27 protein-coding genes and 2 pseudogenes are annotated in these 25,378 nt (G+C 58.0%); 17 read left to right on the top strand and 12 right to left on the bottom strand.

Going from position 1 to position 25,378, the window contains the following annotated elements:
• Window positions 1-42 precede the first annotated feature (42 nt).
• The 6 genes from GA0061101_RS26245 (at window position 43) to GA0061101_RS26220 (ending at window position 4,392) form a co-directional block, all read left to right on the top strand.
• Window positions 43-774 carry a TetR/AcrR family transcriptional regulator gene (locus GA0061101_RS26245; RefSeq protein ID WP_425350025.1) on the top strand — a complete coding sequence of 244 codons (732 nt, stop codon included), beginning with the start codon at window positions 43-45 and terminating at the stop codon, window positions 772-774.
• Window positions 775-882: 108 nt separating this feature from the next.
• Window positions 883-1,440 (top strand): sigma-70 family RNA polymerase sigma factor, encoded by a 558-nt coding sequence (locus GA0061101_RS26240; protein WP_047558310.1) that lies wholly within the window; start codon window positions 883-885, stop codon window positions 1,438-1,440.
• Window positions 1,437-2,072, top strand: a complete 636-nt coding sequence (locus tag GA0061101_RS26235) for an NrsF family protein (RefSeq protein ID WP_092575703.1) — start codon at window positions 1,437-1,439, stop codon at window positions 2,070-2,072. The genes GA0061101_RS26240 and GA0061101_RS26235 overlap by 4 nt, the downstream gene beginning before the upstream one ends.
• Window positions 2,066-2,329 (top strand): hypothetical protein, encoded by a 264-nt coding sequence (locus tag GA0061101_RS26230; protein ID WP_092575700.1) that lies wholly within the window; start codon window positions 2,066-2,068, stop codon window positions 2,327-2,329. Before GA0061101_RS26235 ends, GA0061101_RS26230 begins: the two co-directional genes overlap by 7 nt.
• Entirely contained in the window at window positions 2,326-3,654 is a 1,329-nt protein-coding gene (gene aptA, locus GA0061101_RS26225) for an omega-aminotransferase AptA (protein ID WP_047558314.1), read from the top strand. Before GA0061101_RS26230 ends, aptA begins: the two co-directional genes overlap by 4 nt.
• A gap of 102 nt (window positions 3,655-3,756) precedes the next feature.
• Window positions 3,757-4,392: an NrsF family protein gene (locus tag GA0061101_RS26220; protein WP_092575698.1), complete on the top strand. Its 636-nt coding sequence runs from the start codon at window positions 3,757-3,759 to the stop codon at window positions 4,390-4,392.
• 105 nt (window positions 4,393-4,497) lie between these two features.
• Here GA0061101_RS26220 and GA0061101_RS26215 read toward each other — a convergent pair.
• The 10 genes and pseudogenes from GA0061101_RS26215 to GA0061101_RS26170 form a co-directional block, all read right to left on the bottom strand.
• Window positions 4,498-5,211, bottom strand: a pseudogene (locus GA0061101_RS26215) (IS6 family transposase).
• Window positions 5,212-5,307: 96 nt separating this feature from the next.
• Window positions 5,308-5,844, bottom strand: a complete 537-nt coding sequence (locus GA0061101_RS26210) for a MarR family winged helix-turn-helix transcriptional regulator (RefSeq protein ID WP_245297577.1) — start codon at window positions 5,842-5,844, stop codon at window positions 5,308-5,310.
• A complete protein-coding gene (locus GA0061101_RS26205) occupies window positions 5,844-7,079 on the bottom strand; it encodes an NAD(P)/FAD-dependent oxidoreductase (RefSeq protein WP_092575696.1) in 1,236 nt (411 codons plus the stop codon). Before GA0061101_RS26205 ends, GA0061101_RS26210 begins: the two co-directional genes overlap by 1 nt.
• The gene (locus GA0061101_RS26200; protein ID WP_092575693.1) at window positions 7,076-7,399 is read right to left on the bottom strand and encodes a 2Fe-2S iron-sulfur cluster-binding protein; all 324 of its coding nucleotides are present in this window, start codon (window positions 7,397-7,399) and stop codon (window positions 7,076-7,078) included. The genes GA0061101_RS26205 and GA0061101_RS26200 overlap by 4 nt, the downstream gene beginning before the upstream one ends.
• A gap of 7 nt (window positions 7,400-7,406) precedes the next feature.
• Complete coding sequence (locus GA0061101_RS26195) at window positions 7,407-8,630, bottom strand: cytochrome P450 (RefSeq protein WP_167669597.1); 1,224 nt, start codon at window positions 8,628-8,630, stop codon at window positions 7,407-7,409.
• A 1,170-nt stretch (window positions 8,631-9,800) separates the two neighbouring features.
• The gene (locus GA0061101_RS26190; RefSeq protein WP_245297576.1) at window positions 9,801-10,241 is read right to left on the bottom strand and encodes a DoxX family protein; all 441 of its coding nucleotides are present in this window, start codon (window positions 10,239-10,241) and stop codon (window positions 9,801-9,803) included.
• Between the two features lie 6 nt (window positions 10,242-10,247).
• Window positions 10,248-10,688 (bottom strand): RbsD/FucU family protein, encoded by a 441-nt coding sequence (locus GA0061101_RS26185; protein WP_047558326.1) that lies wholly within the window; start codon window positions 10,686-10,688, stop codon window positions 10,248-10,250.
• A gap of 9 nt (window positions 10,689-10,697) precedes the next feature.
• Window positions 10,698-11,282 (bottom strand): DUF1349 domain-containing protein, encoded by a 585-nt coding sequence (locus GA0061101_RS26180; protein ID WP_047558329.1) that lies wholly within the window; start codon window positions 11,280-11,282, stop codon window positions 10,698-10,700.
• Window positions 11,279-12,142, bottom strand: a complete 864-nt coding sequence (locus GA0061101_RS26175; RefSeq protein WP_092575724.1) for an amidohydrolase family protein — start codon at window positions 12,140-12,142, stop codon at window positions 11,279-11,281. The genes GA0061101_RS26180 and GA0061101_RS26175 overlap by 4 nt, the downstream gene beginning before the upstream one ends.
• Before the next feature lie 7 nt (window positions 12,143-12,149).
• Window positions 12,150-13,136, bottom strand: coding sequence for an aldo/keto reductase (locus GA0061101_RS26170; RefSeq protein ID WP_092575721.1), 987 nt, complete (start codon window positions 13,134-13,136; stop codon window positions 12,150-12,152).
• A 157-nt stretch (window positions 13,137-13,293) separates the two neighbouring features.
• On the opposite strand from GA0061101_RS26170, the gene GA0061101_RS26165 reads away from it, so the two are divergent.
• The 6 genes from GA0061101_RS26165 to GA0061101_RS26140 are packed head-to-tail and all read left to right on the top strand — an operon-like array spanning window position 13,294 to window position 18,785.
• Window positions 13,294-14,229 (top strand): branched-chain amino acid--2-keto-4-methylthiobutyrate aminotransferase, encoded by a 936-nt coding sequence (locus tag GA0061101_RS26165; protein WP_047558332.1) that lies wholly within the window; start codon window positions 13,294-13,296, stop codon window positions 14,227-14,229.
• Complete coding sequence (locus GA0061101_RS26160) at window positions 14,226-15,275, top strand: ABC transporter substrate-binding protein (protein ID WP_052212394.1); 1,050 nt, start codon at window positions 14,226-14,228, stop codon at window positions 15,273-15,275. Before GA0061101_RS26165 ends, GA0061101_RS26160 begins: the two co-directional genes overlap by 4 nt.
• Window positions 15,272-16,387, top strand: coding sequence for an ABC transporter ATP-binding protein (locus tag GA0061101_RS26155; RefSeq protein WP_052212396.1), 1,116 nt, complete (start codon window positions 15,272-15,274; stop codon window positions 16,385-16,387). The genes GA0061101_RS26160 and GA0061101_RS26155 overlap by 4 nt, the downstream gene beginning before the upstream one ends.
• Before the next feature lie 4 nt (window positions 16,388-16,391).
• Window positions 16,392-17,291 carry an ABC transporter permease gene (locus tag GA0061101_RS26150; protein ID WP_092575691.1) on the top strand — a complete coding sequence of 300 codons (900 nt, stop codon included), beginning with the start codon at window positions 16,392-16,394 and terminating at the stop codon, window positions 17,289-17,291.
• Entirely contained in the window at window positions 17,288-18,085 is a 798-nt protein-coding gene (locus GA0061101_RS26145; protein ID WP_047558335.1) for an ABC transporter permease, read from the top strand. The genes GA0061101_RS26150 and GA0061101_RS26145 overlap by 4 nt, the downstream gene beginning before the upstream one ends.
• Before the next feature lies 1 nt (window position 18,086).
• The gene (locus tag GA0061101_RS26140) at window positions 18,087-18,785 is read left to right on the top strand and encodes a helix-turn-helix domain-containing protein (protein ID WP_131512112.1); all 699 of its coding nucleotides are present in this window, start codon (window positions 18,087-18,089) and stop codon (window positions 18,783-18,785) included.
• A gap of 12 nt (window positions 18,786-18,797) precedes the next feature.
• Here GA0061101_RS26140 and GA0061101_RS26135 read toward each other — a convergent pair whose 3' ends face one another.
• Both GA0061101_RS26135 and GA0061101_RS26130 read right to left on the bottom strand, forming a co-directional pair.
• Window positions 18,798-19,769 (bottom strand): GntR family transcriptional regulator, encoded by a 972-nt coding sequence (locus tag GA0061101_RS26135; protein WP_047558341.1) that lies wholly within the window; start codon window positions 19,767-19,769, stop codon window positions 18,798-18,800.
• A 17-nt stretch (window positions 19,770-19,786) separates the two neighbouring features.
• Window positions 19,787-21,310: a UxaA family hydrolase gene (locus GA0061101_RS26130; protein ID WP_167669601.1), complete on the bottom strand. Its 1,524-nt coding sequence runs from the start codon at window positions 21,308-21,310 to the stop codon at window positions 19,787-19,789.
• A gap of 112 nt (window positions 21,311-21,422) precedes the next feature.
• Here GA0061101_RS26130 and GA0061101_RS26125 point away from each other — a divergent pair, with 112 nt between their 5' ends.
• The 5 genes and pseudogenes from GA0061101_RS26125 to GA0061101_RS26105 form a co-directional block, all read left to right on the top strand.
• Complete coding sequence (locus tag GA0061101_RS26125; RefSeq protein WP_047558353.1) at window positions 21,423-22,346, top strand: dihydrodipicolinate synthase family protein; 924 nt, start codon at window positions 21,423-21,425, stop codon at window positions 22,344-22,346.
• A 12-nt stretch (window positions 22,347-22,358) separates the two neighbouring features.
• A complete protein-coding gene (locus GA0061101_RS26120) occupies window positions 22,359-23,174 on the top strand; it encodes a shikimate dehydrogenase family protein (RefSeq protein WP_047558356.1) in 816 nt (271 codons plus the stop codon).
• Window positions 23,175-23,224: 50 nt separating this feature from the next.
• Window positions 23,225-24,487 (top strand): DegT/DnrJ/EryC1/StrS family aminotransferase, encoded by a 1,263-nt coding sequence (locus GA0061101_RS26115; RefSeq protein ID WP_162732586.1) that lies wholly within the window; start codon window positions 23,225-23,227, stop codon window positions 24,485-24,487.
• Window positions 24,488-24,491: 4 nt separating this feature from the next.
• Window positions 24,492-24,926: a hypothetical protein gene (locus GA0061101_RS26110; RefSeq protein WP_141694121.1), complete on the top strand. Its 435-nt coding sequence runs from the start codon at window positions 24,492-24,494 to the stop codon at window positions 24,924-24,926.
• 162 nt (window positions 24,927-25,088) lie between these two features.
• Window positions 25,089-25,295 (top strand): annotated as a pseudogene (locus GA0061101_RS26105) (hypothetical protein); the annotation flags it as partial.
• Between the last annotated feature and the right edge of the window lie 83 nt (window positions 25,296-25,378).

The following is a 25,378-nucleotide window of genomic DNA, read 5'->3' as shown; positions in this document are numbered from 1 at the left end:
CTGATCGTTCCCCTCCCTGTGCGGAAAACAGCGTGATCGAAAATGTACACCAACGTGAACGGCGCGCGATTGCGTTTTAAATCATTTGTTATAAAAAGTATCCAGCCAAGTTTCCCGGCTATGCTTGGAAGACCGATCAACTTTCCGCGAGACAGGCATATGGCCCGGCCAAGAGAATTCGACGAAAACAAGGTGCTGCAGCTAGCGGTAGAGCAATTCTGGGAGCGAGGATATGAAGCAACCTCAATTCGCGATCTCGCTCAGGCGATGGGTCTGACGACTGCGAGCATCTACAACGCGTTCGGAGACAAGCGAGCTGTCTATCGACGAGCCTTGGATTTCTACGTCGAGCAGAGTTTCGGGGATCGGGTCGGACGTTTCGAGAAAAGGCTGCCCCGCGATGCGATACAGGCCTTCTTCCACGAAATTATCGACCGGTCACTCAGCGATACGAAACGAAAAGGCTGCATGCTGGTCAACTCTGCCCTTGAAGTGGCTCCGCATGACGAGGAATTCCAACGAGTGGTCAGCGGGGTGCTTTCCCAGGTCGAGGCGTTTTTCCGACGCTGCATTGAGGCCGGCCAGAACGACGGTTCAATTGACCGACGCCAGTCCGCAACCGATATGGCCGGTACCCTGCTCGGAACACTTTTGGGCATCCGGGTGCTTGCCCGAACGCGCCCTGAAAAAAACCTGCTTGAGGGGCTGATCAGGCCGGTTTTTGCGATGCTCGAACCAGAATCAAAACAGCAGTTGGACCAGTCATTTGCCTGAACAATCTCTCGACGACCGTGGGCTTCGTCTCTCCACGTGCAAGCCACAAAAAAAACCACGCGGCGCATGTAACAATTACGCGCAACTCGGCGAAAAAGGATGTGTCGGATGATAAACCCGGCGCGTGAACAGGAATGGGCTTCGTGGATGCAGTCCGCAATTGCGGGTGACAGCCGGGCCTATCACAAGCTGCTGACTGCGATCACTCCGCATGTGCGGGTTATGGCTCGAAGACGCTGTGACCAATTCGGCGCGCCCACAAGCGAGGTCGAGGACGTGGTCCAGGAAGTACTGTTGGCAATTCATCTCAAACGAGGAACCTGGGACCCGGCCCGGCCGCTGGGACCGTGGATTTCAGTGCTGGTGCGCAACAAACTTATCGACAGCCTTAGGCGACGCGGCCGGCAGATCAGCATCCCGTTAGAAGATGTCGAGGCGACGCTGGCGAGCGATGAACGGCTGAGCGCCTCCGATCGGATGGATGTGGAGCAAATACTGGCCAAACTGAGGGATCCGCAAAGAACGATCGTCCATGCGATCTCGATCGAAGGAACGAGCGTCCGGGAAACGGCCAATCGCCTCAATATGACAGAGGTGGCGGTTCGGGTGTCTTTGCATCGCGCGTTGAAGGCGTTGGCTGCATTGTATTCGGAGCGGGCAATATGAAGACCAACGACCTCATTGCGCTTCTTGCCCACGATGCCCCTGTTCGTATCAACCTTAGTCAGGCGCTTTTTCATGCGGCGATAGCAGCGACCATTATCGCCGGCGCTGCGTTCTTTGGATTTATCGGATTTCGCGTCGATATCGACACGGCGGTCGAAAGCGTGCGTTTTCTGTTCAAGTTCGTGATCACCCTCGCGTTGGCAATTACCGCTGGCTCGTTGCTGCTCCAGATTGGCAGACCTGGGACATCTCTTGGCCCGTGGGCCTGGTGGCTGTGCCTACCTGTTGCCTTGGTCGCAAGTGCGGTTGCCCTTGAACTCCTCGTCATGCCTAGCTCAACGTGGGAAGCGCGAATGATTGGGCACAATGCCAGGCTGTGTCTGACGATTATTCCATCACTGTCGGCGTTCCCATTGGCGTGTTTTCTTTATGCGATGAGGCATGGCGCGCCAGAGCGACCGGGGGTTGCCGGAGCGGTCGCCGGGCTGGTTTCGGCCGGCATCGCGGCAACGTTCTATGCGGCCAACTGCAATGACGACAGCCCGCTTTTCGTCATGTTCTGGTATCCAATGGCGATCGCCGTGGTTTGCGCCGTAGGTGCGCTGTTCGGGCAAAAGATGCTGAAATGGTGACCTCCACCTCGTGCATTGCGAGCGACGAAGACCAATGGCCAGCCATGGCACGACCGCTCAATGCAGGCCGCGATTTTGTCGAGTCGTTTGATTTTCTGACTTGGCCTGATTTTTCGGAGGAGAGCGCTCCCCAGTTCGACGAGTTGCTGATGCGTTTTCCGGTGACTGAGGAATGCAGATACTTCGAGCGGAAAGCTGAGGCACGCCTGAGGCGGGCTTCATCGAGACAGCGGCATGCCAATTGGGAGACATCATGACAGTAACATCGCGTGGCTCGAACGAGCCGAGCCTCGACAATTTCTGGATGCCGTTTACGGCCAACAGACAGTTCAAGGCCGCGCCGCGAATGCTCGCCTCCGCTAAGGGCATGTATTTCGAGGATACCGACGGCCGCAAAATACTGGACGGTACGGCCGGACTCTGGTGCGTCAATGCCGGCCATGGAAGGGAGCGCATAGCAGATGCGGTCCACCGTCAGTTGAGCCATCTCGATTTCGCTCCGTCGTTTCAGATGGGGCACCCGATCGCATTCGAGTTTGCGAGGCGTTTGGGAGACATTGCTCCGGCGGGTCTGGATCGGGTGTTCTTTACGAGTTCCGGATCCGAATCGGTCGAAACGGCGTTGAAAATTGCGATCGCCTATCAGCGCGCAATAGGGCAGGGAACCCGCACGCGTCTTATCGGTCGGGAGCGTGGTTATCATGGTGTCGGATTCGGCGGCCTGTCGGTCGGTGGGATACTCAACAACCGGCGGGTCTATCCGTTGCTGCCAGGCGCAGATCATCTGCGTCACACGCACGATCTTGATCGAAACGCGTTTTCAAAGGGACAACCGGAGCACGGTGTTGAACTGGCAGATGATCTCGAGGGCCTTGTCGCGCTGCATGGAGCAGAGACCATCGCCGCAGTGATCGTCGAGCCCGTCGCTGGATCGACCGGTGTATTGGTGCCGCCGCGCGGGTACCTCGAGCGACTGCAGTCCATCGCGCGCAAACACGGCATTCTGCTGATCTTTGATGAGGTGATCACCGGCTTCGGTCGGCTTGGTACGCCGTTTGCCACCGAATATTTCGGTGTCGAACCCGATCTCGTCAGCACCGCGAAGGGCCTGACCAATGGTGCCGTGCCGATGGGAGCCGTCTTTGCAAGCCGCAAGATCCACGATGCGCTGATGACAGGTCCTGACCATGTCATCGAATTGTTCCACGGATACACCTATTCCGGCCATCCGGTCGCGTGCGCTGCGGGCCTCGCAACGCTCGATATCTACCAGGAAGAGGGTTTGCTGCGGCGTGCTGGACATCTCGCCACAGAATGGCGCGAAGCCATTCACGGCCTGCGCGACCTTCCCCATGTCATCGATATCAGGACCGTCGGGCTCATCGCCGGCATCGAATTACAGTCACGAGCTGACGCGATCGGCACACGAGCGTATGAGGTGTTCGTCAGGGCCTTCGACAAGGGCGTGCTCACGCGCGTGACTGGGGATATCATCGCGCTTTCGCCGCCACTTATTATCGAGACAGGCCAGATAGACCAGATCGTTTCGACGTTACACGATGTCCTAATTGAAATTCTCTAAGTCTGGCGGCTAAATGGCGCAGCCGAGTGATTGATCGACCGGACCGGCGACGCCATATAAGCAACTGGCTGGTCTAACATTTGAAGTTAGGAGTGTGTTGGTGTGAAGACGGAAGACCTGATAAATCTGATATCGGAAGATACCCGTCGTCCCGTTAACATCTCCAGGGCGTTGTTCATCGCAACCACCGGCGGCGCCTTTCTCGCAGCGATCGCATTTTTCTCGACGTTGGGGTTTAGACATGACATTGGACACGCCGTCGAGACCGTCAGATTTATTTTTAAGTTTTTCGTGACCCTGTCTCTATTCGGAGCCGCGGTTTCGCTCATTGGAGCGACGATACGGCCAGGAAGTAATCCAGGTGGCCGGCGCTGGTTTCTGTTGGTTGCGCCTGCACTACTTCTCGGCGCGGTGGCGGTTGAGCTCTACGTGACCCCCGCTTCAGATTGGACTGAAAAATTGATCGGCCACAATGCGCTGCATTGTATAACGATTATTCCTGCCCTGTCGCTTTTTCCGGCCGTTCCCCTTTTTCTTGCGATGCGAAATGGCGCTCCCGAAAGCCCCGGTATTGCCGGCGCCGTTGCCGGTTTGGCATCGGCGGGCATTGCTGCCACCCTCTATGCTTCGAATTGCTTCGACGACAGTCCTTTGTTCGTCGCTGCCTGGTATCCACTTGCTATAATGCTGGTTGCAACCATTGGATTTTTTTCCGGGCATCGGTGGCTACACTGGTAGCTTGCCACCGACTAACTGATCACAAACCTCCACTCCTAGTTGGATTTGAGGCGGTGGCGTCGCCTTAACCGATCGCCGACGTCTTGAGTGCTTGTCAGGCGCATTTCATAGGACAGTCGACAATGCGATTTCACGCCAAGTGGTGATGGCGGTGGCGCGGAGCTGGCGGTGGTCTGCGGCAGAGAGATGTTTCCGGTGAAGCTGAAAGAGGTTGGCGACATGGCCATGGACCGAGATGAAACGTTGACATTGCCGCGCTGACTTAAAGCGCATCATTCGCCGCTCTCGGCGCCGTAGCGGCAAATGAGAATTTTCGGCACGGTTGTTCAATCACTTGTGCGAGCGATGCTCTACGCCCGGCATCAACTCGGCCTTTGCCGCCGAATAGGAACGCAGCTTGTCAGTCACCAGCACCCGCGGGGTGGTACTTTGGCTCTTGAGCAGCTTGCGCATCAGACGTAGCGCTGCTGCCTTGTTCCTTCGGCTTTGAAGCAGGGCATCGAGGACGTAACCGTTTGCATCGACGGCGCGCCACAGCCAGTACCTCTCTCCCTTGATCGTCACCACCATCTCATCGAGTTGCCACTTGTCGGCAAAGTGGCCTCGTGTGCGGCGCCGGAGCTGATGAGCGAACTTCAAGCCGAATTTCGCCGCCCATTCCGCGACGGTCTGAAACGTGACGGAGATGCCGCGCTCAGCCAACAGATCTTCGACGTCGCGAAGGCTCAGCGGGAACCGATAATAGAGCCATACCGCATGGGCAATGATCTCAGCAGGAAACCGGTGGCGTCTGAAGTGGGTATGCGGGGCTTCGGTCATGAAAACCCCAATATCAAGTCAGCTCCAACCAGCCGGTTAAGGCGACGCCACCCGTCCGCATCTGCTTAAGACCAAAAGCAGGTGTCTCACTCGCTTCTAAATCGTTCTCACGTTCCTCATCATGATCCGCATTGCGCGAATAGCTGCTTCGAGGTCTTGCGGGTCAACGCCTTTTATCAGCGCGTCTTCTCGCGCCAGGGCAATGCGGATGACCGTTGCGTGGAGTTCGTAGCCTTTATCGTTAAGCCACCAGATCCGCTTACGAGGGTCCTTTTCCGACGTGACCGAACCGAGCAAGCCCATTTCATCGAGCGTCGCCAAAGCACGACTGGCTGCAGCTTTGTCCAGATTCACGACCTCACAGATCCTTGCGGCCGTGATTTCGGGTTCTACGGCAAGCATCGCGATCGTCCGCCACTCCGTAATGCCAATGCCAAATCGTTCACGATATATAGCCGACGCACCACGCGAGAGCGCATTGTTGATGCTCGAGAGAAAGAACGGGATGTAGTTGGTGATGTCGAGAATCTCGACCCCGTCTCGTAGCGTTGTCGGGTGGGAGATCCGGGCCTCAGGGCAAATCGCATCGGGTTCGGCACCTTGAAGCTTCTCGCGCATCTCATTTCGATCCATCAGGCAGTTTCTTTCAGCGCCTTTGCTAGGCCGACAATGTCGAAGTCCCGAGCTGCGAGCGCGTCCAGCGACACACCATTCGGATGTCGAAGAAGCTGTCTTGCGGCCATATGTTCGCCCGCGGCATTGATTGTCTCAAGGCACACTAATTTGCCCATCTTGAACCGAAAAACAAGCTGTCGCCCACCTGGCCGTTCCACCGAGACGTCATCGTCCGCCGACTGACCGAGACCTGCAATCTGGAGCTTCAGGCTTCCTTGGTCGCTCCAGAACCAAGGCAAGGCGTTGTACGCCATGCTCTTGCCGGTAATCCGCATGGCGATGGTACGGGCGTGATCGGTTGCTGCCTGTACCGATTCAAGCCTTATGAGGGTCCCTGAAGTGGGGCAGGGAAAGGCTGCACAATCGCCCAAAGCCGAAATTGATGCGTCCGCCGTCATCAGTGCTCTGTCGACCACGATCCCGTTGTTAACCTGAAGACCTGCAGTTTCGGCGAGCTCAGTGTTGGGACGGACGCCTGCGGCAAGCAGGATCATGTCGCCTTTGATACTGCGACTGTCGGAAAGCCGGACGCCGCATGCCAGACCATTGTGACCTGTTTCGACTTCGACCACGGAGGCACCCAAGATGAGTTCGGTGCCGATTTGCTCATGATATCTGCGAAATGTCTCAGACATTGCTTCCGAAACCGCTCGCGCCATAAGCCTTGATGCCGCTTCAACCACTGTGACGTGGTGACCGGCAGCGACAGCGACCGCAGCAAATTCGAGGCCGATGAAGCCCCCACCGATGACGATCACCTTCCGTGGTACGGTGAGAGCATCGCGGAGCCGGTCCGCGTCCCCTGTCGTTTTGAGACTGTAGACATTACCGGCGTCCAACGCCGGTATGGGAGGTACAAAGTTGCGCGCACCGGTGGCAAGGATCAAATCTTGATAAGGCACAGTCCTGCCTGTCGAAGTCTCAACTGTTTGGGACGATCTGTTGATGCCGATCACCCGCTCTGGCGCTATCAGCTCGATCTCGCTTCGCTCAAAGAAGCTCGCCGGTCGTAGTTGTACGAGCTCGGCACGCCCGTCCTTCAGATATGACTTGGAAAGAGGTGGTCGCTGGTAGGGGAGGGCTTCCTCATCGCCGATCATGGTGATCGGCAATCTATATCCTTCCTGCCGCAAGCTGGAAGCCAATTGGAAGCCGCCCTGGCCGGTTCCGATGATGACGACCCCATGGCTCATGTCTGGCTCTCCGGCAGGTGAATGATGAGACCATCAAGCTCCGGCCGTAGGCGGATCTGACAGGAAAGGCGGCTTGTCTGCTTCACTTCGCAGGCAGCGCTCTCCAACATATCCTCTTCACCATCGGCACGATCGCCGACTGCCTCCAACCATGCTTCATCAACATAGCAATGGCAGGTGGCGCACATCATTGATCCGCCGCATTCGGCGACGATGCCATCTACGTCATTGGCAAGTGCCGCCCGCATGACATTGTCTCCGTCGGCGGCGTCCACGGCAGTTTCCCTGCCGTCGTGGGAGATAAACAAAATCTTAGTCATGGCAGCCCTATCTAGCAATGAAACGAAGCGGCATGCGGTCGAGCGCGTGGATGGCATTGTTGGGGCGCCATACGGCCTCGCCGGCGAACTCCACGCGTGCGACCTTCTCGACGAGAACAGTGAGAACAGTTTCCAGTTCAAGACGCGCCAAGTTCTGGCCAACGCAGCCATGAATGCCTGCTCCGAAAGCCATGTGACCTACGGGCTTTCGATCGATCCGGAAGACTTCCGGATCGCCCCATTTCTGTGGGTCCAGATTTGCGGACGCTAAGACACACAGGATCTTGGTTCCCTCGCCAACAAAGTGACCCGCGACCTCGGTATCCTGATTGGCCGTGCGAGCAAACGTATGGACGGGCGACGTAAAGCGAAGAACCTCTTCGAAGCATGCACGCGCCAGAGAGTGATCTGCTTTCAGCTTTTCGTATTCGTCAAGATTGGATGCCAGACACCACAAGGCGTTGCCGATCCCCGTGACGGTGGTATCCACGCCGGCGGAGAGGAATGAGCGAACAAGCATGGCTGCTTCGTCTTCCGTCACCTCGCCATCGTCCGCTGCGCTGTAGATCAATGCGCCCAGTCCATTCTTGGTCAGGCGGTCGCGAGCGCAGGCGGCCGAAATCCACGGCACGATGTCCGGAGCCATTGCCATCGCGTTGCGCCTGAACTTGTTATCGGGACCCAGCGCGTTGAATACCATGGCCCCGTAATCGACGAGCTTACGCCGATCACTGTCCAGCATGCCGACAGCTTTCGGGAATACCGCGACGGGGAAGGCTTCGGCCAAATCGGCGACAGCCTCGAAGCTATCGCGCTCGATCAAACCGTCGATGATCATCTCGGCATTCTGACGAAACTCATCCTTCAATCCGGCGATTGCCTTTGGCGACAACGCACGCGCCATGACTTTGCGCGTCTTCGTATGATCCGGCGGATCGACTTCCAATATGATCGATGGTGGTCGCCAGGGCTTGCCACACTTGAAGTCGTTAAGACCGACGCCGCGGGACGAGACAAAACGTGTGTGATCGGAGAAGATCTCGCGCGTCTCCTCGTAACGCCCCGTTGCGAGGACCGACCACTTCGAGATGTAAACGAGCGGTCCCCGCGCACGCAACTCCGCAAAGTAGGCTGCGGGATCGAGGAGCACATCTTCAGCGTATGGATCCACGTCCCATACCGGGATGCCAGAGGATGGCTCGAACGTCATATGGCCTTCAATCATGTTCATGAGTTTACCTCCTCCGCAGGTCAGGCGTAAGCGACGCCGATGTGGCGTCCCAGTAGTTTCGATCGTCTTTTGAGCGCGTCGGCTCCCCGTCGCTGTGATGACGATGGCGAGGCTTGCGATCACAACGCCGCCGCGGCGTGTTGCTCGACACCACGGTTCGTCTTCCATCCGCCGCCAGCGCTTGGAAACTTGCATCGATCGATCGCGGATGATCCCAAGCGCCTCGAGTGACTCGTCGAGAAGCACGACTTCCGGTGCCATCATCAGCGTCCGCGCAATGCCAGCATCTGCTGCTCGCTCCTTGAAAGCTGCGTGCCCCAATCTTTCGGCGATCTTTCAGTTTCGGAAAGGCTTCAACGAGCGACGTGATTCCGTGTAGGACTGAGGGGATATTTTCCTCCGCCGCGAGTGACGGAAAAATGTCGCGTATTTGGCGTACCTGGCCTAACCCAGATGGTCGGTCTCTTCCCGGATCAGCAGTTGCTGGTTCTCAAGGCCAAGATTGGGGCCGCCGACGTCCTTGTAGGTGATTCGGTCTTGTGCTCGCCAGCCTGCTTTCCATGCCTAGCGAGATAGGTCTCGACGGCTTCCCCGTAATGGTTGCCTTACATGGCGAGGTGGCCTGAGAATTACGCAATGGCGCCAACCCCGACTGTGTCGACCGAACTAACGCTGGAACAAACCGCGGCAATAGCAGCCGCCAAGGCTGCACGCGTGAAGATTTGCATGTGATCCTCCCAAATCCATGTCTATGCGAGCACTCCTCAGGTCGCACGAGTTGTGTTCGCAACTCATCGCCAATAAAGCTTAAGCTAGTTGAGTTGTCAACTGACATAATCATTGAGAAGCCGAAACAGCAAACGCAGGAGCATAGATTTCAAGGATCGGGTCGTTATCTCAGCCTTCCCGATCAAGCTCATCTGAAGACCCTTCTGGCCCAATACTGTGGGATCGTCTGTGGGATCGAGAACAAGGAACCGGATCTTCTCCCGAGCGCTTGACTATCGCAACCTCCAATCGCTCCCGGACGAACTGGGCTTCCTCGATATCGCCGATATTGATTGGCGCCACAAAACTCCCACGTTGCGGCAAGATGTCGATAAGTCCTGGCAAGACGGATCAATGCTTTGCGCACAGGTGTCCGGCTGACGCCCAATTGGCTTGGCTCAGTTAGCCGTTTGCGCGTTTTGACAGCATAGCGTCGAGACTTGCTGGGCCGCCGCCCGAAGTAGCAAAGTAAAGAAAAACAAAGCTCCAACTGGCGGCGGTGTAACCGCCGTTTTCCGTGGGAAAAAAACTGACAGGAAGGTGCGCGGTGAAGTATGCGGCCGCCATGAGGCCGGAAAGAATGAAGGCGGATAGTCGGGTGAAGACCCCGATCAGGAAGCAAAGCCCAACGGTAAGTTCGATTAGGCCCGCAACCCATTCCGGTGAACCGAAAGCAGGCATGAACTCGCCAGCATGAAAATGAAATATTTTTGCGGTCCCGAATGAGAAGACTATAAGTCCCATTACAATCCGAGTTATGCTTAATACTCCTGGTTGGAGGCCTGTGAGTTTTTTGATCATCAAATAAATTACCTGCTGGAAAAGCTTAGTGCTGCTGATCATCAATGATCAGTTACCTGCTAGATTCACAGTCCCTTTTCGGATGATTACGTTGCCGTAAAACAGCGTCTCACCGGTGGCAATAATGGCGAAGGCTTCTTTCGCCCGCTCATAGAATGCAAAGCGCTCAACGCGTGTAAGCTTGATGGCCGCGTCCGGAAGCGTGTCGAGCGCATTCTGGATTGCCTCATGGGCCGGGACGATAGCATCGGGCTCGCCGATCACCTCCATTCCGACAACTGGATCAGGTTCGGATTCGTCGACCGGCATGACAGAAAGCACGGCTTTGAGCATGCGAGGAAGGTCGGCGGCCTCCATGCAAATTAGGCGCTTGGCAAGGGTCTGGGCGGGAAAGCTTCCGTCAGCAATCACTATCTCGTCGCCGTGACCCATCGCGCGAAGCGCGTGGAGTATATCTGCATTCAGGATGGGGTCGATACCAATGAGCATGGTCAATCCTCAGGTCAGGTCGTGAAGGTCTTTGGTGATGGCCGGGCCGATCTCAAATTCCGAAAAGCGGATGTTTAGGCCGCTACGCTCTGGCGTGCAGGCGGTTGGGCCGACTTGGTAGGTATCCGCGATGGGGAAGGGAGCGAGACGAAGCAGCGGCCAGAAGCTGCCATCGCGCGATGCCTGGACGCGCATCGCGCCCTTGGCAAGCGTGATACGAATGTAGAAGTCCTCAAGCTCTTTGAAGGGCTGCGACACCGACCAGTCCGACTTGCCGTCGGTAATGACCGTGCTAAGGAACAGCTCGCCATCGGTGAATTCGACGCCGGTCTTGACCCAGCGCTTTTCGTCGATCCGGACCATCAGGCCAGCCTGGTCGTAAAGCGTCCGGAACTCGCCCTGGATGCGGATCTTTGCCGTGAAACCGTCCGCCGAAGGGAAGCCCAGGAAATGGCCGCTGTCGCGAGTGAAACCGTAATAGGTCTCGCGCCAGAAATCAGTCTTCTGGTCTGTTGTCATGGTCAGGCTAGTGTCAAGGGCCTCTGCGCTTGCAGGAGCGTTCAGCCATGTGCCGTTTCTGAAATCGATGGTCATTTCGTTCCGTCCATTGAAAGTTGATAAGCGTCGATTGCGTTGCGCTCGAAGAAGCGATCGGCGACGCCAGGCCCCGTCGATGACAGCCGGGAGGCAATGGCCTTGACCTCGGCATAGGAGGCGGCCAGCGTGGAAACCGGCCAGTCGGAGCCGAAGATCACTCGGTCGGGGCCGAAGCATTCGAGGGCGATCTTTATATAGGGGTCAAAATCTACGGGCGCCGCGCGATGGCAGTTGGCCTCTGTCACGAGGCCGGAAACCTTGCACCAGACGTTGCCGTGTTCGGACAACTCCTTAAAGGCGGCATGCCAGGAGGTCGAAAAGCCTGACGCGATAGGCGGCTTGGCCATGTGGTCGAGCACGAAACGTCCGTTCGGAAAATGACCCACGAGATCTATTGCAGCGGGCAGCTCACGCGTGCGCACCAGGAGATCGAAGGCGAGCCCTGCCTCGAAGACTGCGGCAATGCCTCGATGAACGGCAGGGCGGCGAAGCCAGTCCGCATCCGGTTCGTCATGGACATTATGACGGATACCGACGAGACGCTGTCCGCCCGGAAGCAACCGGCATGCCGTTAGCTGTTCAGCGATATCCTCGGCCTGCAGATCAACCCAGCCAACGACACCTGCGACAAAGCTGTACTTGTCGGCTATCGACAGGAAATCGCGCGTCTCTTCGAGATCGTGGCGGCATTGCACGAGAATGGTTGCATCGACGCCCGACGCGGCCATCAGCGGCATCAGCTCGGCGGGGCCGTAGTCGCGACGCAGCGGCTTCAACTCATCGCCTGCCATCCATGGATAGGTTCCCGTCGCGAGATTCCAGAAATGCTGGTGAGCGTCTATAACTCGGTTCGGCATCATCGGCTCACGCTGTCGGCGCTTCGGCGGCGATAAGGCACTCAGCCTTCAAGTCCTGCCAGAGCGCAGCTGGTATCGGCTGACGGAAATGGGTTGCGTTCTCCTCCATCTCCGTGGGGCTGCGGGCGCCTGTCAGGATGCTTGCAACGGCCGGATGGGCGAGCGGAAACTGGATCGCCGCCACCTTCAGCGGTACACCGTGGCTCAAGCAGACCGCCTCTAGCCGCAGCGCTCTGTCAATCAGCGATTGGTTCGCGTCCTGATAGTTGAACTTCGCGCCCGCTTTTGGATCAGCCAGCAATCCGCTGTTATAGACGCCGCCGATAACGACGGAGATGTTCTTCTCGACACAAAGCGGCAGGAAATCGGCAAGTGCTCCCTGTTCCAGCAGCGTGTAGCGGCCAGCAAGCAGGAAGCAGTCAAAATTGCCGTTGCGGGCGAATTCGGCAAGCATTTCGCTCTGATTCATGCCGGCGCCAACCGCGCCGATCGTGCCCTCGCTGCGCAATCTGTCGAGCGCCTTGTAGGCGCCGTCGATAGCCTGGGCGTAGTGATTATCCGGATCGTGAATATGAAGCACGTCAATGCGGTCGGCGCCGAGGCGCTTCAAGCTCTCTTCGATAGAGATCATCACGCCGTCATAGCTGAAATCGAAAACTGGGCGCTCCGGCGGCGTGCCCTTGTAATAAGCGTCTTCGCCCTCCGGTTTCTCGGGCAGGCGGAGCAGACGGCCGACCTTCGTGCAGAGCACATAGTCGTTGCGTGACTTGGTTTTGAGAAACGCGCCCAGGCGCTGTTCGGCCATACCATTTCCATATTGCGGCGCGCTGTCGAAAAAGCGAACGCCGAGTTGCCAAGCCGTTTCCATTGTCTGTTCAGCGGACTTTTCGCTAGTCGCGGAATAGAGGCCTCCGATTGCCGTCGTGCCGAGACCGAGCGTGGTCGCCTCCAGCTTCGTGGTGCCAAGGCGTCGTTTCTCAAATTTTTCTTTCATGAAAATTCCATCCGAAAAGCGCAGGAAATCCAGCTTGCTTTTAATTTTCATTCTCTTTCCGTTGTGTCAATAAATTTCTTTTGAGAAAATTAACTTGCATATGCGCAAAGATTTTGTCAGCTTCTGAACATCGGTTTCGAGCATAGAAGACCTCAACATGACTGCCGACTTCTCAAAAGGTGCTGCATTTTCTGACGGGAAATTCGTCCCGGCCGGTGAAGCTGCGATTTCTGTTCTCGACTGGGGCTTTACCCGCTCCGACGTGACCTATGACGTCGTCCATGTCCGCGACGGCGCTTTCTTTCGTCTGCAGGATCATCTCGACCGGTTCGAGCGCTCATTGAAGGGACTGCGCCTTTCGCCGCCTTCTTCTATGGCCGAGATCGGCGAGATTGCCATGCGGTGCGTCGCTTTGTCCGGCCTGCGTGACTCCTATGTCGCGATGATCTGCACACGTGGCAGGCCGCGGATTTTCGGATCCCGTCGCCCGCAGGATTGCGACAACAAGCTGATCGTCTACGCGATCCCGTGGATCGACGTGATCCCGCTCGATGTGCAGGAGAGAGGAGCACATCTGCATATTGCTTCCGTGCCGCGCATCGCGTCCGCATCGATCGATCCTACCATCAAGAACTACCATTGGGGCGATCTGACCCGCGGTCTCTTCGAAGCCCATGACGCCGGCGCGGACACGGCGGTGCTCCTGGATGCGGAAGGGTTCGTGACCGAGGGGCCGGGCTTCAACGTTTTCATCGTCAAGGACGGCGAAGTGCTGACGCCGGATCGCGGAGTGCTCGAAGGCATTACCCGCCGTTCCGTGCTGGAATTGTGCGGAATGCTCGGCATTCCAGCCCGCATCGCACCTCTGACCAGCGATGATCTGGCATCGGCGGACGAAATGTTCTGCACGACGACGGCGGGCGGCGTGATGCCCGTATCGAGGATCGGCGACCACATCATGGGCAACGGCAGACCGGGCGGGGTCAGCCTCAGGCTCAAGTCGTCCTACTGGAAACAGCATAAAGCTGGATGGCATCAGACACCGGTCGATTATTCAATCAAAACAACTTCGTTCGAAGGGGAACGCAAATGAAAAGACGTGAATTTCTGACCGCGTCCACTGCGGTGGCCGTCGGGGCTCTCGCTGCTCCGGCTTTAGTCCGGCCAGCACGTGCGGCCGGCAAGGAGCTGCGGATGCTCACCTGGGAAGGCTATGCAGACGATCAGTGGGTCAAGGCATTCGAGGCGCAGACCGGCGCCTCCGTCAGCGTCAGCTATACCGGCAGCGTCGACGAGATCTTCGCCAAGATGACGGCTTCGGAAGGCGCCGATTTCGATGTGATTGCGATAGAGACATCCTCCTACAAGCGCCTTACTCAGGAAAAGCTGATCCAGCCGCTCGACAGTTCGAAGCTGCCGAATGCCAAGAACCTTGCCGGCGCTTTCAAGAATGTCTCGGCGATCGTCTTCGACGGCAAGACCTATGCCGCGCCCTTCGCCTGGGGCTCCATCCCGCTCATCTATAATGCCGACACGTTCAATACGCCGCCGGTCAGCTGGGAAGTGCTCTGGGACGAAAAGTACAAGGGCCGCGTCATTGTCATGGACGACGCCAATAACGCCATCGTGACGGCGGCGCTGACGCTCGGCATCCGCGACCCGTTCAACCTTACCGATGAGCAGTTCGACCAGGTGAAGAAGAAACTGCTTGCCCAGAAGGCGAATGTCGCCAGCTATTATGCCGGCTTCGATGACGGAGTCAGCATCTTCGCGCAGGGCGGCATCGATCTGATGATGTCGATGGGCGAGCCGCAGGCACCGATGCTGAAGAAACAGGGTGCCAATGTCGGTCTCGTCATCCCGAAGGAAGGTGCGATCGGCTGGATCGACTGCTGGGCGATCAGCGCCAAGGCGCGCGATCTCGATCTCGCCCACGCATGGATCAATGCAATGCTGGATCCCGCGGTTGGCACCTACATCAGTACGAAAACCGGCTATGGCAACACGACAAACCAGGCCGTCAACATCGATGCAGGCCTCACCTATGCCGACAAGCTGATCTTCCTGCAGGCGCCCGAGGACTTTGCAAAACGTATCGAGGTCTGGAACGAGATCAAGGCGACACCGGTACAACCATGAGCGCACTGCTTTCCGATACTGCAGATCTGGCCGCCGGGAGACAGAACGTCATCCAGCTCGTCGGGGTAACCAAATCCTACAAAAGCATTGGCGTGCTGAGCCCCGTCGATCTGGATATTCGGGATGGTGAGTTTCTCACCATCCTTGGCCCTTCAGGCTCGGGCAAGACGACCATCCTTCGGATGATCGGCGGCTTCACGCGCCCAACCGCAGGCAAAATCCTCCTGCGCGGTACCGACATAGCGCAGGTGCCCATCCACAAACGGCCGTTTAACACAGTGTTTCAGGACTATGCGCTGTTCCCGCATATGACGGTGGCACGCAATGTCGGTTACGGCCTGCGTATCCGCAAGACGCCGGCTGGCGAGATCAAGCGGCGGGTCGAAGCGGTTCTCGGTACGGTCAACCTCGGCGATAAGGCAGGCCGATATCCGGCCGAACTTTCCGGCGGTCAGCGTCAACGCGTGGCGCTAGCGCGCGCAATCGTCTGTGAGCCGCAAGTAATCCTGCTCGATGAGCCCCTGGCTGCGCTCGACGCAGAACTCAGGCGCTCAATGCAGGAATTCCTCAAAGAGTTGCAGCGGCGCATCTGTACGACCTTCGTCTTCATTACGCACGACCAGGAAGAAGCTATCTCCATGTCGGACCGGATCGCCGTGATGGACCATGGCAATCTCGTTCAGGTCGGCACGCCGCAGGAGATCTACTACAATCCTAAGAGCGAATTCGTCGCTAAGTTCTTCGGCGAGAACAACATTCTGCCGGCGGTCGCCAGCGGACTGCCACCGGCACCAAGTATCGAAAGTCCGCTCGGCAGGCATGCCGCCACTGCGGGCCAGCACGGCGAATTGCTGCTGGCGATCCGGCCGGAAAGCCTCCGGCTTTGTGATGGCAGCGACCTTCGATCCGACGAGCGCATCGCGAGCGCGCGGCTTGAGTCCATTACTTTTCTGGGCGCGAGCACACAGCTTTCTCTATCCGTCGGTGCATCGGGCGAACATCGCGTCAAGGTAAGAGTACCGACGACGCTATCGACCCGAAGCCTTGCAGCGGGCAACGACGTCATGCTGCGTTGGTCGGAAGCCGATGTCAGCTTCCTGCCGAGAGGATGAGGTCATGAGCATCGCCACCTCCCCTTCCGCTATCGACATCGCGCAAGCTCCCTCCAAACCAACGCGGGGCCTTGGCAAGCCCATTGCCAGTCTGCTGGTGTACGGCCTGCCGACCGTCATGATCTTGCTTCCGCTTGTTTCGTTTCTTGCGTCGAGTTTCCTGGAGCAGGACAACGGCAGGCTGACGGGCGACTTGACCTTCGCCAACTACGCCGCTTTCTTCACCAGCGGCAGCTACCTCTATGTTTTCTACGGCACGCTGAAGCTCGCCTTCATCGTGGCGCTGATATCGCTCGTCTTTGGATACATCCTCTCCTATCTGATCTGGCGGCTGGAGGGCTCAGCGCGCTATCTCCTTCTGCTGCTGAGCGCGCTTCCGCTGGTGATGAACTATGTGGTGAAGATCTATGCGATGCGCAGTATCCTCGGCTTCAACGGCTTCCTGAACTCGACCCTGTTGACGCTCGGCGTTATCGACATGCCGAGCAGGCTTTTCATTTTCAACCAGACGGCGGTTATGTTGACGATGGCGGTGATCTACCTGCCATTTGGCATCCTCCCGATCTTCCTGGCGCTGGAACGCATTCCGTCGTCGCTGATCGCGGCGGCGGCCGATCTCGGGGCAAAGCCCGGGCAGATATTCCTGACTGTGGTCCTGCCACTCAGCCTGCCGGGCTCGATCGCTGCCGCGCTCTTCGTCATGGTGATTGCGCTTGGCGACTACCTAACGCCGCAGATGGTTGGCGGCAGCGAGGGCTTCACCTTCGGCCGCGCCGTCTGGAGCCAGTTCGGCATGGCCTTCAACTGGCCGTTCGGCGCAGCGCTTGCCGTCATGCTGCTTTTCGCAGTCGTGGCGTTGATTGCGCTTGCTTCTCTCATTTCGCGCACCGCGAGGATCAAATGACCTTGCTCGAACGCATCACCGTCACCCTGCTCTGGATCGTCGGTGGCATCACCTTTGCGGTGCTCTACGCGCCCGCCGTTATCGTCATCCTGCTCTCCTTCATCGGCATCAAGGACCGCAAGCTCGACTGGTCGGACTACAGCCTGCAGTGGTACGGCAAGGTCGCTAGCAATTCGCAGCTCATAGAGGCGCTCACCAACTCGCTGATGGTCGGTGTCTGTGCCGTGGTCATAGCAAGCGCGATTTCGCTTGGCCTCGCCTACTACATGAAAACCGGCGCGCGCCGCGGTCAGTCCTATGTCGAGTTCGTGATCTTCCTACCCTTCGTGCTGCCCGCGATCATCACCGGCATTTCTCTCCTGATCGCGTTCCGACAGATTGGGATCGACCGCAGCTTGATCACGGTCACCGCCGGTCATGTCGTATTGATTCTGGCCGTGATCTACCGGATGATTTCTATCAGACTCGATGCGCTCGAAGATTCGCAGATCGAAGCCTCGCGCGATCTCGGAGCAAATGGTTGGGAAACCTTTGTGTACGTTGTATTTCCGCAACTGCGCTCGGCGCTCGTTACAAGTTCCCTACTTGCATTTGCGCTCTCGTTCGACGAAACATTGGTAACGTTTTTTCTCGTCGGTGGGGAAACAACGCTTCCCATGCGGCTTTGGGCGATGATGCGGACCGGCTTCACTCCCGAAATCAACGCGCTCGTTTCGGTTGTGCTTTGTGTGACGTTTCTGTTCGCGACCCTCGGGGCTATGTCGCTGCGAAAGAGTATAGAGCGGAAATCATGACTTGGACGAAAGCCACCGGCCAGATTGGAAAACACGGCACGACATGAACGAGAAAGTTAAAAACCTCGGCAAGCTACTGAAGGACCGGCGCTCCTACCACGGATGGACGCTTGCGGAAGTCAGCTCAATGACCGGAATCGCGACCTCCACTCTTTCCAAAGTGGAGAACGGCCACATCTCGCCGAATTTTGATACAATCCTCAAGCTTTCGCACGGGCTCGGCGTCGAGATTGGCGACCTCCTGAACTCGTCGTCCAATGAGCCTACGCCGCCACTCGTCGTTGCGCGACGCAGCATCAGCCGCAAGCTTGAAGGGCAGCAACTCGACCGGCAATATTACCGCTACAGTTACCTCTCCTCCGACGTCGCCCACAAGCGCATCATCCCGATCCATATTGAGGTGCGTGCGTTAACGCCGGAGCAGATGGGGCCGCTGACGGCTCATGTCGGGGAGGAGTTTATTCTCGTCCTCAAAGGCAAGGTCAGGCTGTTCAGCGAGTATTACGAACCGACCGACCTGGACGAGGGCGATAGCATCTATCTCGATAGTACAATGAAGCACGGCTATATGTCGCTTGAGGCGCCAAGCAGCTCGATTGTGGTCTGCTGCTCCAGCGCCACGCCGAACCTTGCACAGACGCTACGCGAGGTGATCAAGGAACAGATCATCTCCGAGCAGCAGGTAAAGGGAAAGGCGTAACGAGCTTCTACGTCAATCGAGCACATAGGAAATCGGCGTCCCCTTCGAGGTGGCGAGATAGGCCTGCAGACGCTCCTTGGCTTTCGTGCTCGATGCTTGAAGGTGTGACGTCAATGCCTGCTCGGCGAGCGGATAGTTGCCGGCGGCGATCGCGTTCATGATGGCCAGATGCTCGTCCATGAATGCGTCGATGGGTCGCGTGCCGCGGACCGCGCGTTGGATGTGCTTGCCGGCGACAAGTACGCAACGCGTCCGCTTCAACGCTTCGAGGATCTCTCCATTGGCGCTGTACTGCAGTGTGGTGATGTGCAGATCTTCCTCGAGTGAGTCGAGTTCGGCACTTGCGATTTGCGGGAACCTATCTGAAACTTCGATCAGTCGCTGACGCATCGTTTCCAGCGTGTCAGCTGGAATGCGTTGCATAGCGCTCTTCAGCGCAGCAGGTTCCAGGAGCAGGCGCACCTCGTAGATGTTTCGGAAGCGCTCCTCGTCGAGCGGGTTGATCCACCAACGGGATTTTTCGTCACGTTCCACGATACCGCTCTCGGCGGCGTGGTTGAGAATGTCGCCGGCAACCGTGCGTCCAACATTGTAGTGGCGGGCAAGCGCCAGTTCGTTGATCCTGAAGCGGCCGAACACCGCGCGCAGGATAACGGTGTTTTCGAAGTCGTAGTAGAAGTTTTGCCACGCGAAGGTCTTGGGACTTGCCGATCCTTCGTCGTCCAGGCCCAGCATTTCGGACGTGATCCTTATGCGCAGAGGCCCGCCTTCTGCACCAGCCAGCACGCCGCGGCCATCAAAGCGGCGCACAAGCCCTTCGGCTTCGAGAGTAACCAAGGCTTTCTTGACCGGCGAGCGGCTGGAGTCGAAGAGTGCCCCGATCGGACCTTCGAGAAGGACCGTTCCGTCCGGAAGGCTTTTTGAAAGCACGGCCTTTCGCAGTTTATCGGCGATGACTTCATAGGCAAGAGTGCGATGCGTCATTCGATCCTTTCCCAGTCTCAGGTCACCGCCCCTATTTGCCAAGGCACGAATTCCAGGTCACCATAGTTGTAGCCCTCGCTCAGCGTCCGGTCGCCGGAAGCTATGGCAATGATCTTCTCGAATATGCGTTCGCCGGCAGCCTGGATGCTATCGCTACCGTCAATGATGCCACCGCAGTTGATATCCATATCCTCGCTCATATGCTCGTACATCTCGTTGTTGGTGGCAACCTTGATGCAGGGCGCCGGCTTGAAACCGGAGACGGAACCGCGGCCGGTCGTGAAGACGATCAAGTTGCAGCCGCCGGCAACCTGGCCCGTCACGGCGACCGGGTCGTAGCCTGGCGTATCCATGAAAACAAAACCGGGCTCGGTGATCGGCTCGGCATATTCATAGACCGCCATCAGTGGCATCGAGCCGCCCTTGGCAACGGCGCCAAGCGATTTTTCGAGGATGGTAGTCAGCCCACCTTCCTTGTTGCCATGCGAGGGGTTGTTGTTGAGCTCGGCGCCGTTTTTTTCCGTGTAGTTTCGCCACCAGTCGATGCGCGCCATCAGCTTTACGGCAATCTCGGGAGTGGCTGCCCTGCGCGTCAGGAGATGTTCGGCGCCGTAGATCTCGGGGGTTTCGCTGAGCACTGCCGTCCCGCCGTTCTTGACGAGCAGATCGGCGGCGTAGCCCAGCGCCGGGTTGGCGGTGATGCCCGAATAGCCATCGGATCCACCGCACTGCAAGGCAAGCTTGATCCCCGAAAGCGGCTGCTCGGTCCGGTTCGCCGCATCGATCTCGGGGAGGAGTTCCTGAATGATTCCGACAGCCTCCTCAATGGTTTTACGCGTGCCACCCAGCCCCTGGATAGTCATCGTGCGTAGGCGCGGGCCTTCTTCCAACTCGAAAGCCTTGACGAGATGGCTAATTTGATTCGTCTCGCAGCCGAGGCCGATCATCAGGATCGCCGCGAAATTCGGATTGCGAGCGTAACCGTTCAGCGTACGCCTGAGATAGGTGAAGCCTTCCGTATTGGTGGGGATGGCACAGCCTGTCCCGTGCGTCAGCGCTACAACGCCATCGACATTGGCGTAATTGCCGAAGCCGTTCGTCTTGAAATAGTCGGCAACCGCCTTGGCGACCGTCGCCGAACAGTTCACCGAGGTGATAATTCCGATATAGTTGCGTGTGCCGACAAGACCGGTGGAACGAAGGTAGCCTTTGAACGTACGGCGCTCACTTTCCGGCAGGAGCGGCGTTGGGCCGCCGTCGATTGCAAATTCGTGGGAAACGGCGCTGTCGAGCATGGCTAGATTTTGCAGGTGAACCTGCTCGCCCGCGGCGATGTCTCGGCTCGCATACCCGATGACCTGTCCGTATTTCAGAACCGCTTCGCTCTCCCGGATCGGGCGCATCGCAATCTTATGACCGCTCGGAATGACACTTAACGTTACAGCCTCACCGATATTCTCGCCCTCCGCAAGCCGGCGCGTCGCGACGACGACGTTGTCCGTATCATGCAGCCGGATGATCGAGGGGCCGGATTTATGCACAGGCATCGATATCTCCCAAATGAGTATTGCGTGCAAAAATCATTCGTGATAGACCTCCGGAAGTCAAGTAAAGACTTGAGCTACGAGAAAAATTTGCGGGGCATTTCCAAAAATGGCGAGTGATAGACACTATTCCGGGCTTTTCCCGGTGGCACCGACGCCTTTCACCGACGCGGGAGATATAGATCTCGGCGGTCAGCGCCGCGTACTCGATTGCATGATCGACCAGGGCGTCGATGGTATTTGCATTCTAGCCAATTATTCCGAGCAGTTCCTGTTGTCGGACGAGGAGCGCCTTCAGCTGACCGAGCTCAGCCTTGCCCATGTCGCAGGCCGCGTGCCCGTTATGGTCACTTGCAGTCACTTCAGCACCCGGATCGCTGCATCGCGCGCACGGCACGCGTCTGAGCGCGGTGCAAAATTGATCATGCTGATGCCACCCTACCATGGGGCAGGCATCAAGCTCGATGAGCCATCGATCCGCGAGCATTTCGCCCAAGTCGCGGATGCTGCGGGCATTCCGATCATGATCCAGGATGCACCGCTCAGCGGTGTTGGGCTGTCGACCGATTTCATGGCGCGTATCGCGCGCGATCTACCACTCGTTCGCTACTTCAAGATCGAGGTGGCCGGCACCGCAGCCAAGTTGCGCAAGCTCATCGAGCTTGGCGGCGAGACGATCGAAGGCCCGTTCGATGGCGAAGAGGCGATCACGCTGATGGCCGACCTCGATGCCGGCGCCACCGGTGTCATGTCGAGCGCCATGCTGCCGGATCTGATCCGCCCCGTCATCGAGCATCACAAGGCAGGCGATCGCCAGCAGGCGGCAAAGGCCTATGAGCATATCCTGCCGCTGATCAATTACGAGAACCGCCAATGCGGGCTCAGGGCCGCCAAGACGGTCATGATGGAAGGCGGCGTCATCAAGTCCGATCATGTCCGCCATCCGCTTGAGCCGCTGCACCCGGCAAGCCGGGCGGGGCTCCTGGAGCTTGCGCAGAATGTCAATCCGCTGGCACTCTCCTGGGGCAAGTGAGGACGCAACACTATGTCAATCATTGAAGACCCCAAGATCGTTGAAATTACCGGGCGCACCAGGGTCCTCGGGATTCTCGCGCATCCGACTGAACATGTGAAAGCCCCTCCCGGCATCAACCGGATTGCCATGATGCGCGGCAGGGATGCCGTGATGGTGCCGCTGAATGTGGCGCCCGCCGATCTCGAAAGCTTCGTTGCCAGCCTGCGTGTTCTGAAAAGCTTCGACGGCGCCATCGTTACCGTTCCGCACAAGCAGGCGATCATCCGGCTCTGCGACGAGGTGAGCCCGCAGGCGCTTGCCGTCGGCGCTGCCAATGTGCTGCGCCGCAAGCCTGATGGCCGCCTGATCGGCGACCAGCTTGACGGCATAGGTTTCGTCGAGGGCCTCGGCGATCAGGATATCGCGGTGAGCGGCCGCAGCGTCTATCTGGTCGGGGCAGGGGGAGCCGCCAACGCGATCGCTTTCGCCCTCGCAGAAGCAGGCATCACGAGATTGACGCTCGCCAACCGCACGGTGGAAAAGATCGAGACTCTTGCCGCAAAACTTAAGGGTGCCTATCCGGCACTCGATGTGGCGATCGGCACCGCCGATCCGCGCGGCCACGACCTCGTCATCAATGGCACTACGCTCGGCATGAATGCTACGGATCCGCTACCACTCGACGCATCGCTGCTCGAACAGGGCATGACGGTTGCCGAAGTCATTATGGAGCCGGAGATCACGCCGTTGCTGCAGGCTGCCCGCGAGACCGGATGCCGTATACATTTGGGCCGCCACATGCTCGACCACCAGCTTCAGCTGATGGCCAATTTTCTCGGTCTCTGACCACCTCGGCCGCTTCGCGCGGCCTCAATTCTTATTTTCGGAGAGATGACATGCAGGATCTGGCAATCAATGGCGGACCGCGCGCGATCGACGGCACGCTGCCGAGCTTCCGCGACACCTCGGGCCGCACCTTTGGCCAGGAGGAGATCGAAGCGCTGACAGAGGTCATCAAGTCGGGACGCCTCTCGTTCCTGACGGGGCCGAAGACAGCGGAGTTCGAGCAGGCCTTCGCAGCCAAGTATGGCGTCAAGCACGCCGTCGCCGTCGCCAACGGCACGGCGGCGCTGCACACTGCCGTCATCTATCTCAATCCGGAGCCCGGCGACGAGATCATCCTTTCGCCGGTAACGGACGTGGGAACGGCTATCCCTGTCATCGCGCAGCTGGCGATCCCCGTTTTTGCCGATGTGGATCCGGTCACGCAGAATATCGATCCGGCGTCGATCGAGGCCAACATCACGCCGCGCACCCGCGCGATCATGGTCACCCATGTCTACGGCCATCCGGCCGATATGGAGGCGATCATGGCGATTGCCAAAAAGCATAAGCTCGTCGTCATCGAGGACTGCGCCCAGGCCCATCTCGCCTATTACAAGGGCAAGCTCTGCGGCACGTTCGGCGATGTCGCCTGCTTTTCTTTCCAGCAGTCCAAGCACATGACGACGGGCGATGGCGGCATGGTCATCACCAATGAGGACGGCAAGTTTGGCCGCGGCCTTCGCCATTGCTCCGACAAGGGCTGGCCGCGCGAGCGCGGCGGGCGCAATCACCTTTTCCTGGCACCGAACTATCACATGACCGAATTGCAGGCGGCGGTCGGCCTGGAACAGCTGAAGAAGCTCGAACAGTTCGTCGGGGCGCGCGTTTCCTCCGCCGACCGGCTTACCGAGCTTCTGGCCGGCATCGATGTGCGGCCGGTTCTGCCGCTCGAAGGCACCGTCGGCGTCTATTTCTTCTACTCGTTCCGTCTCGATCCGACAAAGCTCTCCGCCCCCGTCACCGAGGTGATGAAGGCGCTCGCGGCCGAAGGTATCGACGGTTTCATCGGCTATCCCGGCCAGATCCCGCTCTACCGCTACCCCGTCATCCGCGAGCACAAGACCTTCGGCGACTCCGGCTGGCCATTCACGCTCAAAGGAGTGCGCAAGATCGATTACGACAGCAGTCTCTGCCCCGAGGCCGAGCTTGCCTGCAAGGAAACGATCTGCATGTGGTGGACCGATCGCTTGGAGGAGCGCCATCTCTTGCAAATCGCGTCGGCGATTGAAAAGGTAATCACCCACTATTCCGCACGGACGTACGGCCGTGGCTAATCCCTTGAACCTAACCTTCGCATTGATGATGGCTGGATTGGCGGGGTGTTCGACAACGTCGACAGGAAAGGACGTTGGTGCGCGTTTTGTTGGCATGACGAGCGCGCACGCCATAGCTACCTTCGGCGCACCTGACACTGTGAAAAAAATCGGCGACAGGCAAACGTTGCGCTGGTTTATTCAAAAGAGGGAATTGTACGCCGGTCCGAGCAACAAGAAGGAAGTGTTCAAGGATCAGGATGGCGTCCATGTCAGCGAGACAATGGGAATGAAGCTGAAGACTCGGTTTAGCACTTGCATGCTCACCATGCATGCAAGGGGTCCAGAAATGGTCATTCAATCCGTTGAGACATCCGGCGATATTGGCGCTTGCGAGGAGAGATGGGGCCTAGACGGTCAGGCGTTCTTGACCGAAACCCCTCACGACCCCAGCATCTAGAGCGATTGCACTTAAACTGGCCGGGCACACGACGGAATTTAACCGCATTCTCTGACCAAAGAAAAATCACGTTCGTCCGAGAGATGTCCACACACAGTTTTTTATGGGGCAAATGGATGCCCGCGAACGATGGATGCATTTAAGAACGCATCGTGGCCTGCGCTCAGGCGATCGATCAAATTGGAGGAGATCTACCTCCACGCCAACAAAACCATGATCGAGGCACGCTCTGGCCTCCGCCGATACGTGACGTTTCGCAACAGCCGACGCCCGCATTCATTCCTGGGCAGCCAGACGCCGGATCAGGCCTACGTTAACGCGCTGGCACCAATGATGGTGGCTGCAGAATCGAGGCGGAAATCCACTTAGCAAAAAGCCCGAAACAGTTCAGACAAACGAGCCACCTCTCTCCGTGGAGCCGGTTTTGGTTAGGTGCGGAATAATTTGGTATA

This window comes from Martinezella lusitana (assembly GCF_900094565.1).
GTDB classification, from domain to species: domain Bacteria; phylum Pseudomonadota; class Alphaproteobacteria; order Rhizobiales; family Rhizobiaceae; genus Rhizobium; species Rhizobium lusitanum.
This window is presented reverse-complemented; position numbering and strand designations above follow the sequence as displayed.

Excerpts from the sequence above, each read along its gene's own strand:
- GA0061101_RS26150 (WP_092575691.1), top strand. The coding sequence starts at position 16,392 with ATGAGCATCGCCACCTCCCCTTCCGCTATCGACATCGCGCAAGCTCCC.
- GA0061101_RS26205 (WP_092575696.1), bottom strand. The coding sequence starts at position 7,079 with ATGAGCCATGGGGTCGTCATCATCGGAACCGGCCAGGGCGGCTTCCAA.
- GA0061101_RS26235 (WP_092575703.1), top strand. The coding sequence starts at position 1,437 with ATGAAGACCAACGACCTCATTGCGCTTCTTGCCCACGATGCCCCTGTT.
- GA0061101_RS26160 (WP_052212394.1), top strand. The coding sequence starts at position 14,226 with ATGAAAAGACGTGAATTTCTGACCGCGTCCACTGCGGTGGCCGTCGGG.
- GA0061101_RS26115 (WP_162732586.1), top strand. The coding sequence starts at position 23,225 with ATGCAGGATCTGGCAATCAATGGCGGACCGCGCGCGATCGACGGCACG.
- GA0061101_RS26145 (WP_047558335.1), top strand. The coding sequence starts at position 17,288 with ATGACCTTGCTCGAACGCATCACCGTCACCCTGCTCTGGATCGTCGGT.
- GA0061101_RS26190 (WP_245297576.1), bottom strand. The coding sequence starts at position 10,241 with ATGATCAGCAGCACTAAGCTTTTCCAGCAGGTAATTTATTTGATGATC.
- GA0061101_RS26200 (WP_092575693.1), bottom strand. The coding sequence starts at position 7,399 with ATGACTAAGATTTTGTTTATCTCCCACGACGGCAGGGAAACTGCCGTG.
- GA0061101_RS26120 (WP_047558356.1), top strand. The coding sequence starts at position 22,359 with ATGTCAATCATTGAAGACCCCAAGATCGTTGAAATTACCGGGCGCACC.
- GA0061101_RS26210 (WP_245297577.1), bottom strand. The coding sequence starts at position 5,844 with ATGGATCGAAATGAGATGCGCGAGAAGCTTCAAGGTGCCGAACCCGAT.
- aptA (WP_047558314.1), top strand. The coding sequence starts at position 2,326 with ATGACAGTAACATCGCGTGGCTCGAACGAGCCGAGCCTCGACAATTTC.
- GA0061101_RS26165 (WP_047558332.1), top strand. The coding sequence starts at position 13,294 with ATGACTGCCGACTTCTCAAAAGGTGCTGCATTTTCTGACGGGAAATTC.
- GA0061101_RS26195 (WP_167669597.1), bottom strand. The coding sequence starts at position 8,630 with ATGAACATGATTGAAGGCCATATGACGTTCGAGCCATCCTCTGGCATC.
- GA0061101_RS26155 (WP_052212396.1), top strand. The coding sequence starts at position 15,272 with ATGAGCGCACTGCTTTCCGATACTGCAGATCTGGCCGCCGGGAGACAG.
- GA0061101_RS26170 (WP_092575721.1), bottom strand. The coding sequence starts at position 13,136 with ATGAAAGAAAAATTTGAGAAACGACGCCTTGGCACCACGAAGCTGGAG.
- GA0061101_RS26125 (WP_047558353.1), top strand. The coding sequence starts at position 21,423 with ATGGCGAGTGATAGACACTATTCCGGGCTTTTCCCGGTGGCACCGACG.
- GA0061101_RS26230 (WP_092575700.1), top strand. The coding sequence starts at position 2,066 with ATGGTGACCTCCACCTCGTGCATTGCGAGCGACGAAGACCAATGGCCA.
- GA0061101_RS26185 (WP_047558326.1), bottom strand. The coding sequence starts at position 10,688 with ATGCTCATTGGTATCGACCCCATCCTGAATGCAGATATACTCCACGCG.
- GA0061101_RS26240 (WP_047558310.1), top strand. The coding sequence starts at position 883 with ATGATAAACCCGGCGCGTGAACAGGAATGGGCTTCGTGGATGCAGTCC.
- GA0061101_RS26175 (WP_092575724.1), bottom strand. The coding sequence starts at position 12,142 with ATGCCGAACCGAGTTATAGACGCTCACCAGCATTTCTGGAATCTCGCG.
- GA0061101_RS26135 (WP_047558341.1), bottom strand. The coding sequence starts at position 19,769 with ATGACGCATCGCACTCTTGCCTATGAAGTCATCGCCGATAAACTGCGA.
- GA0061101_RS26180 (WP_047558329.1), bottom strand. The coding sequence starts at position 11,282 with ATGACCATCGATTTCAGAAACGGCACATGGCTGAACGCTCCTGCAAGC.
- GA0061101_RS26245 (WP_425350025.1), top strand. The coding sequence starts at position 43 with ATGTACACCAACGTGAACGGCGCGCGATTGCGTTTTAAATCATTTGTT.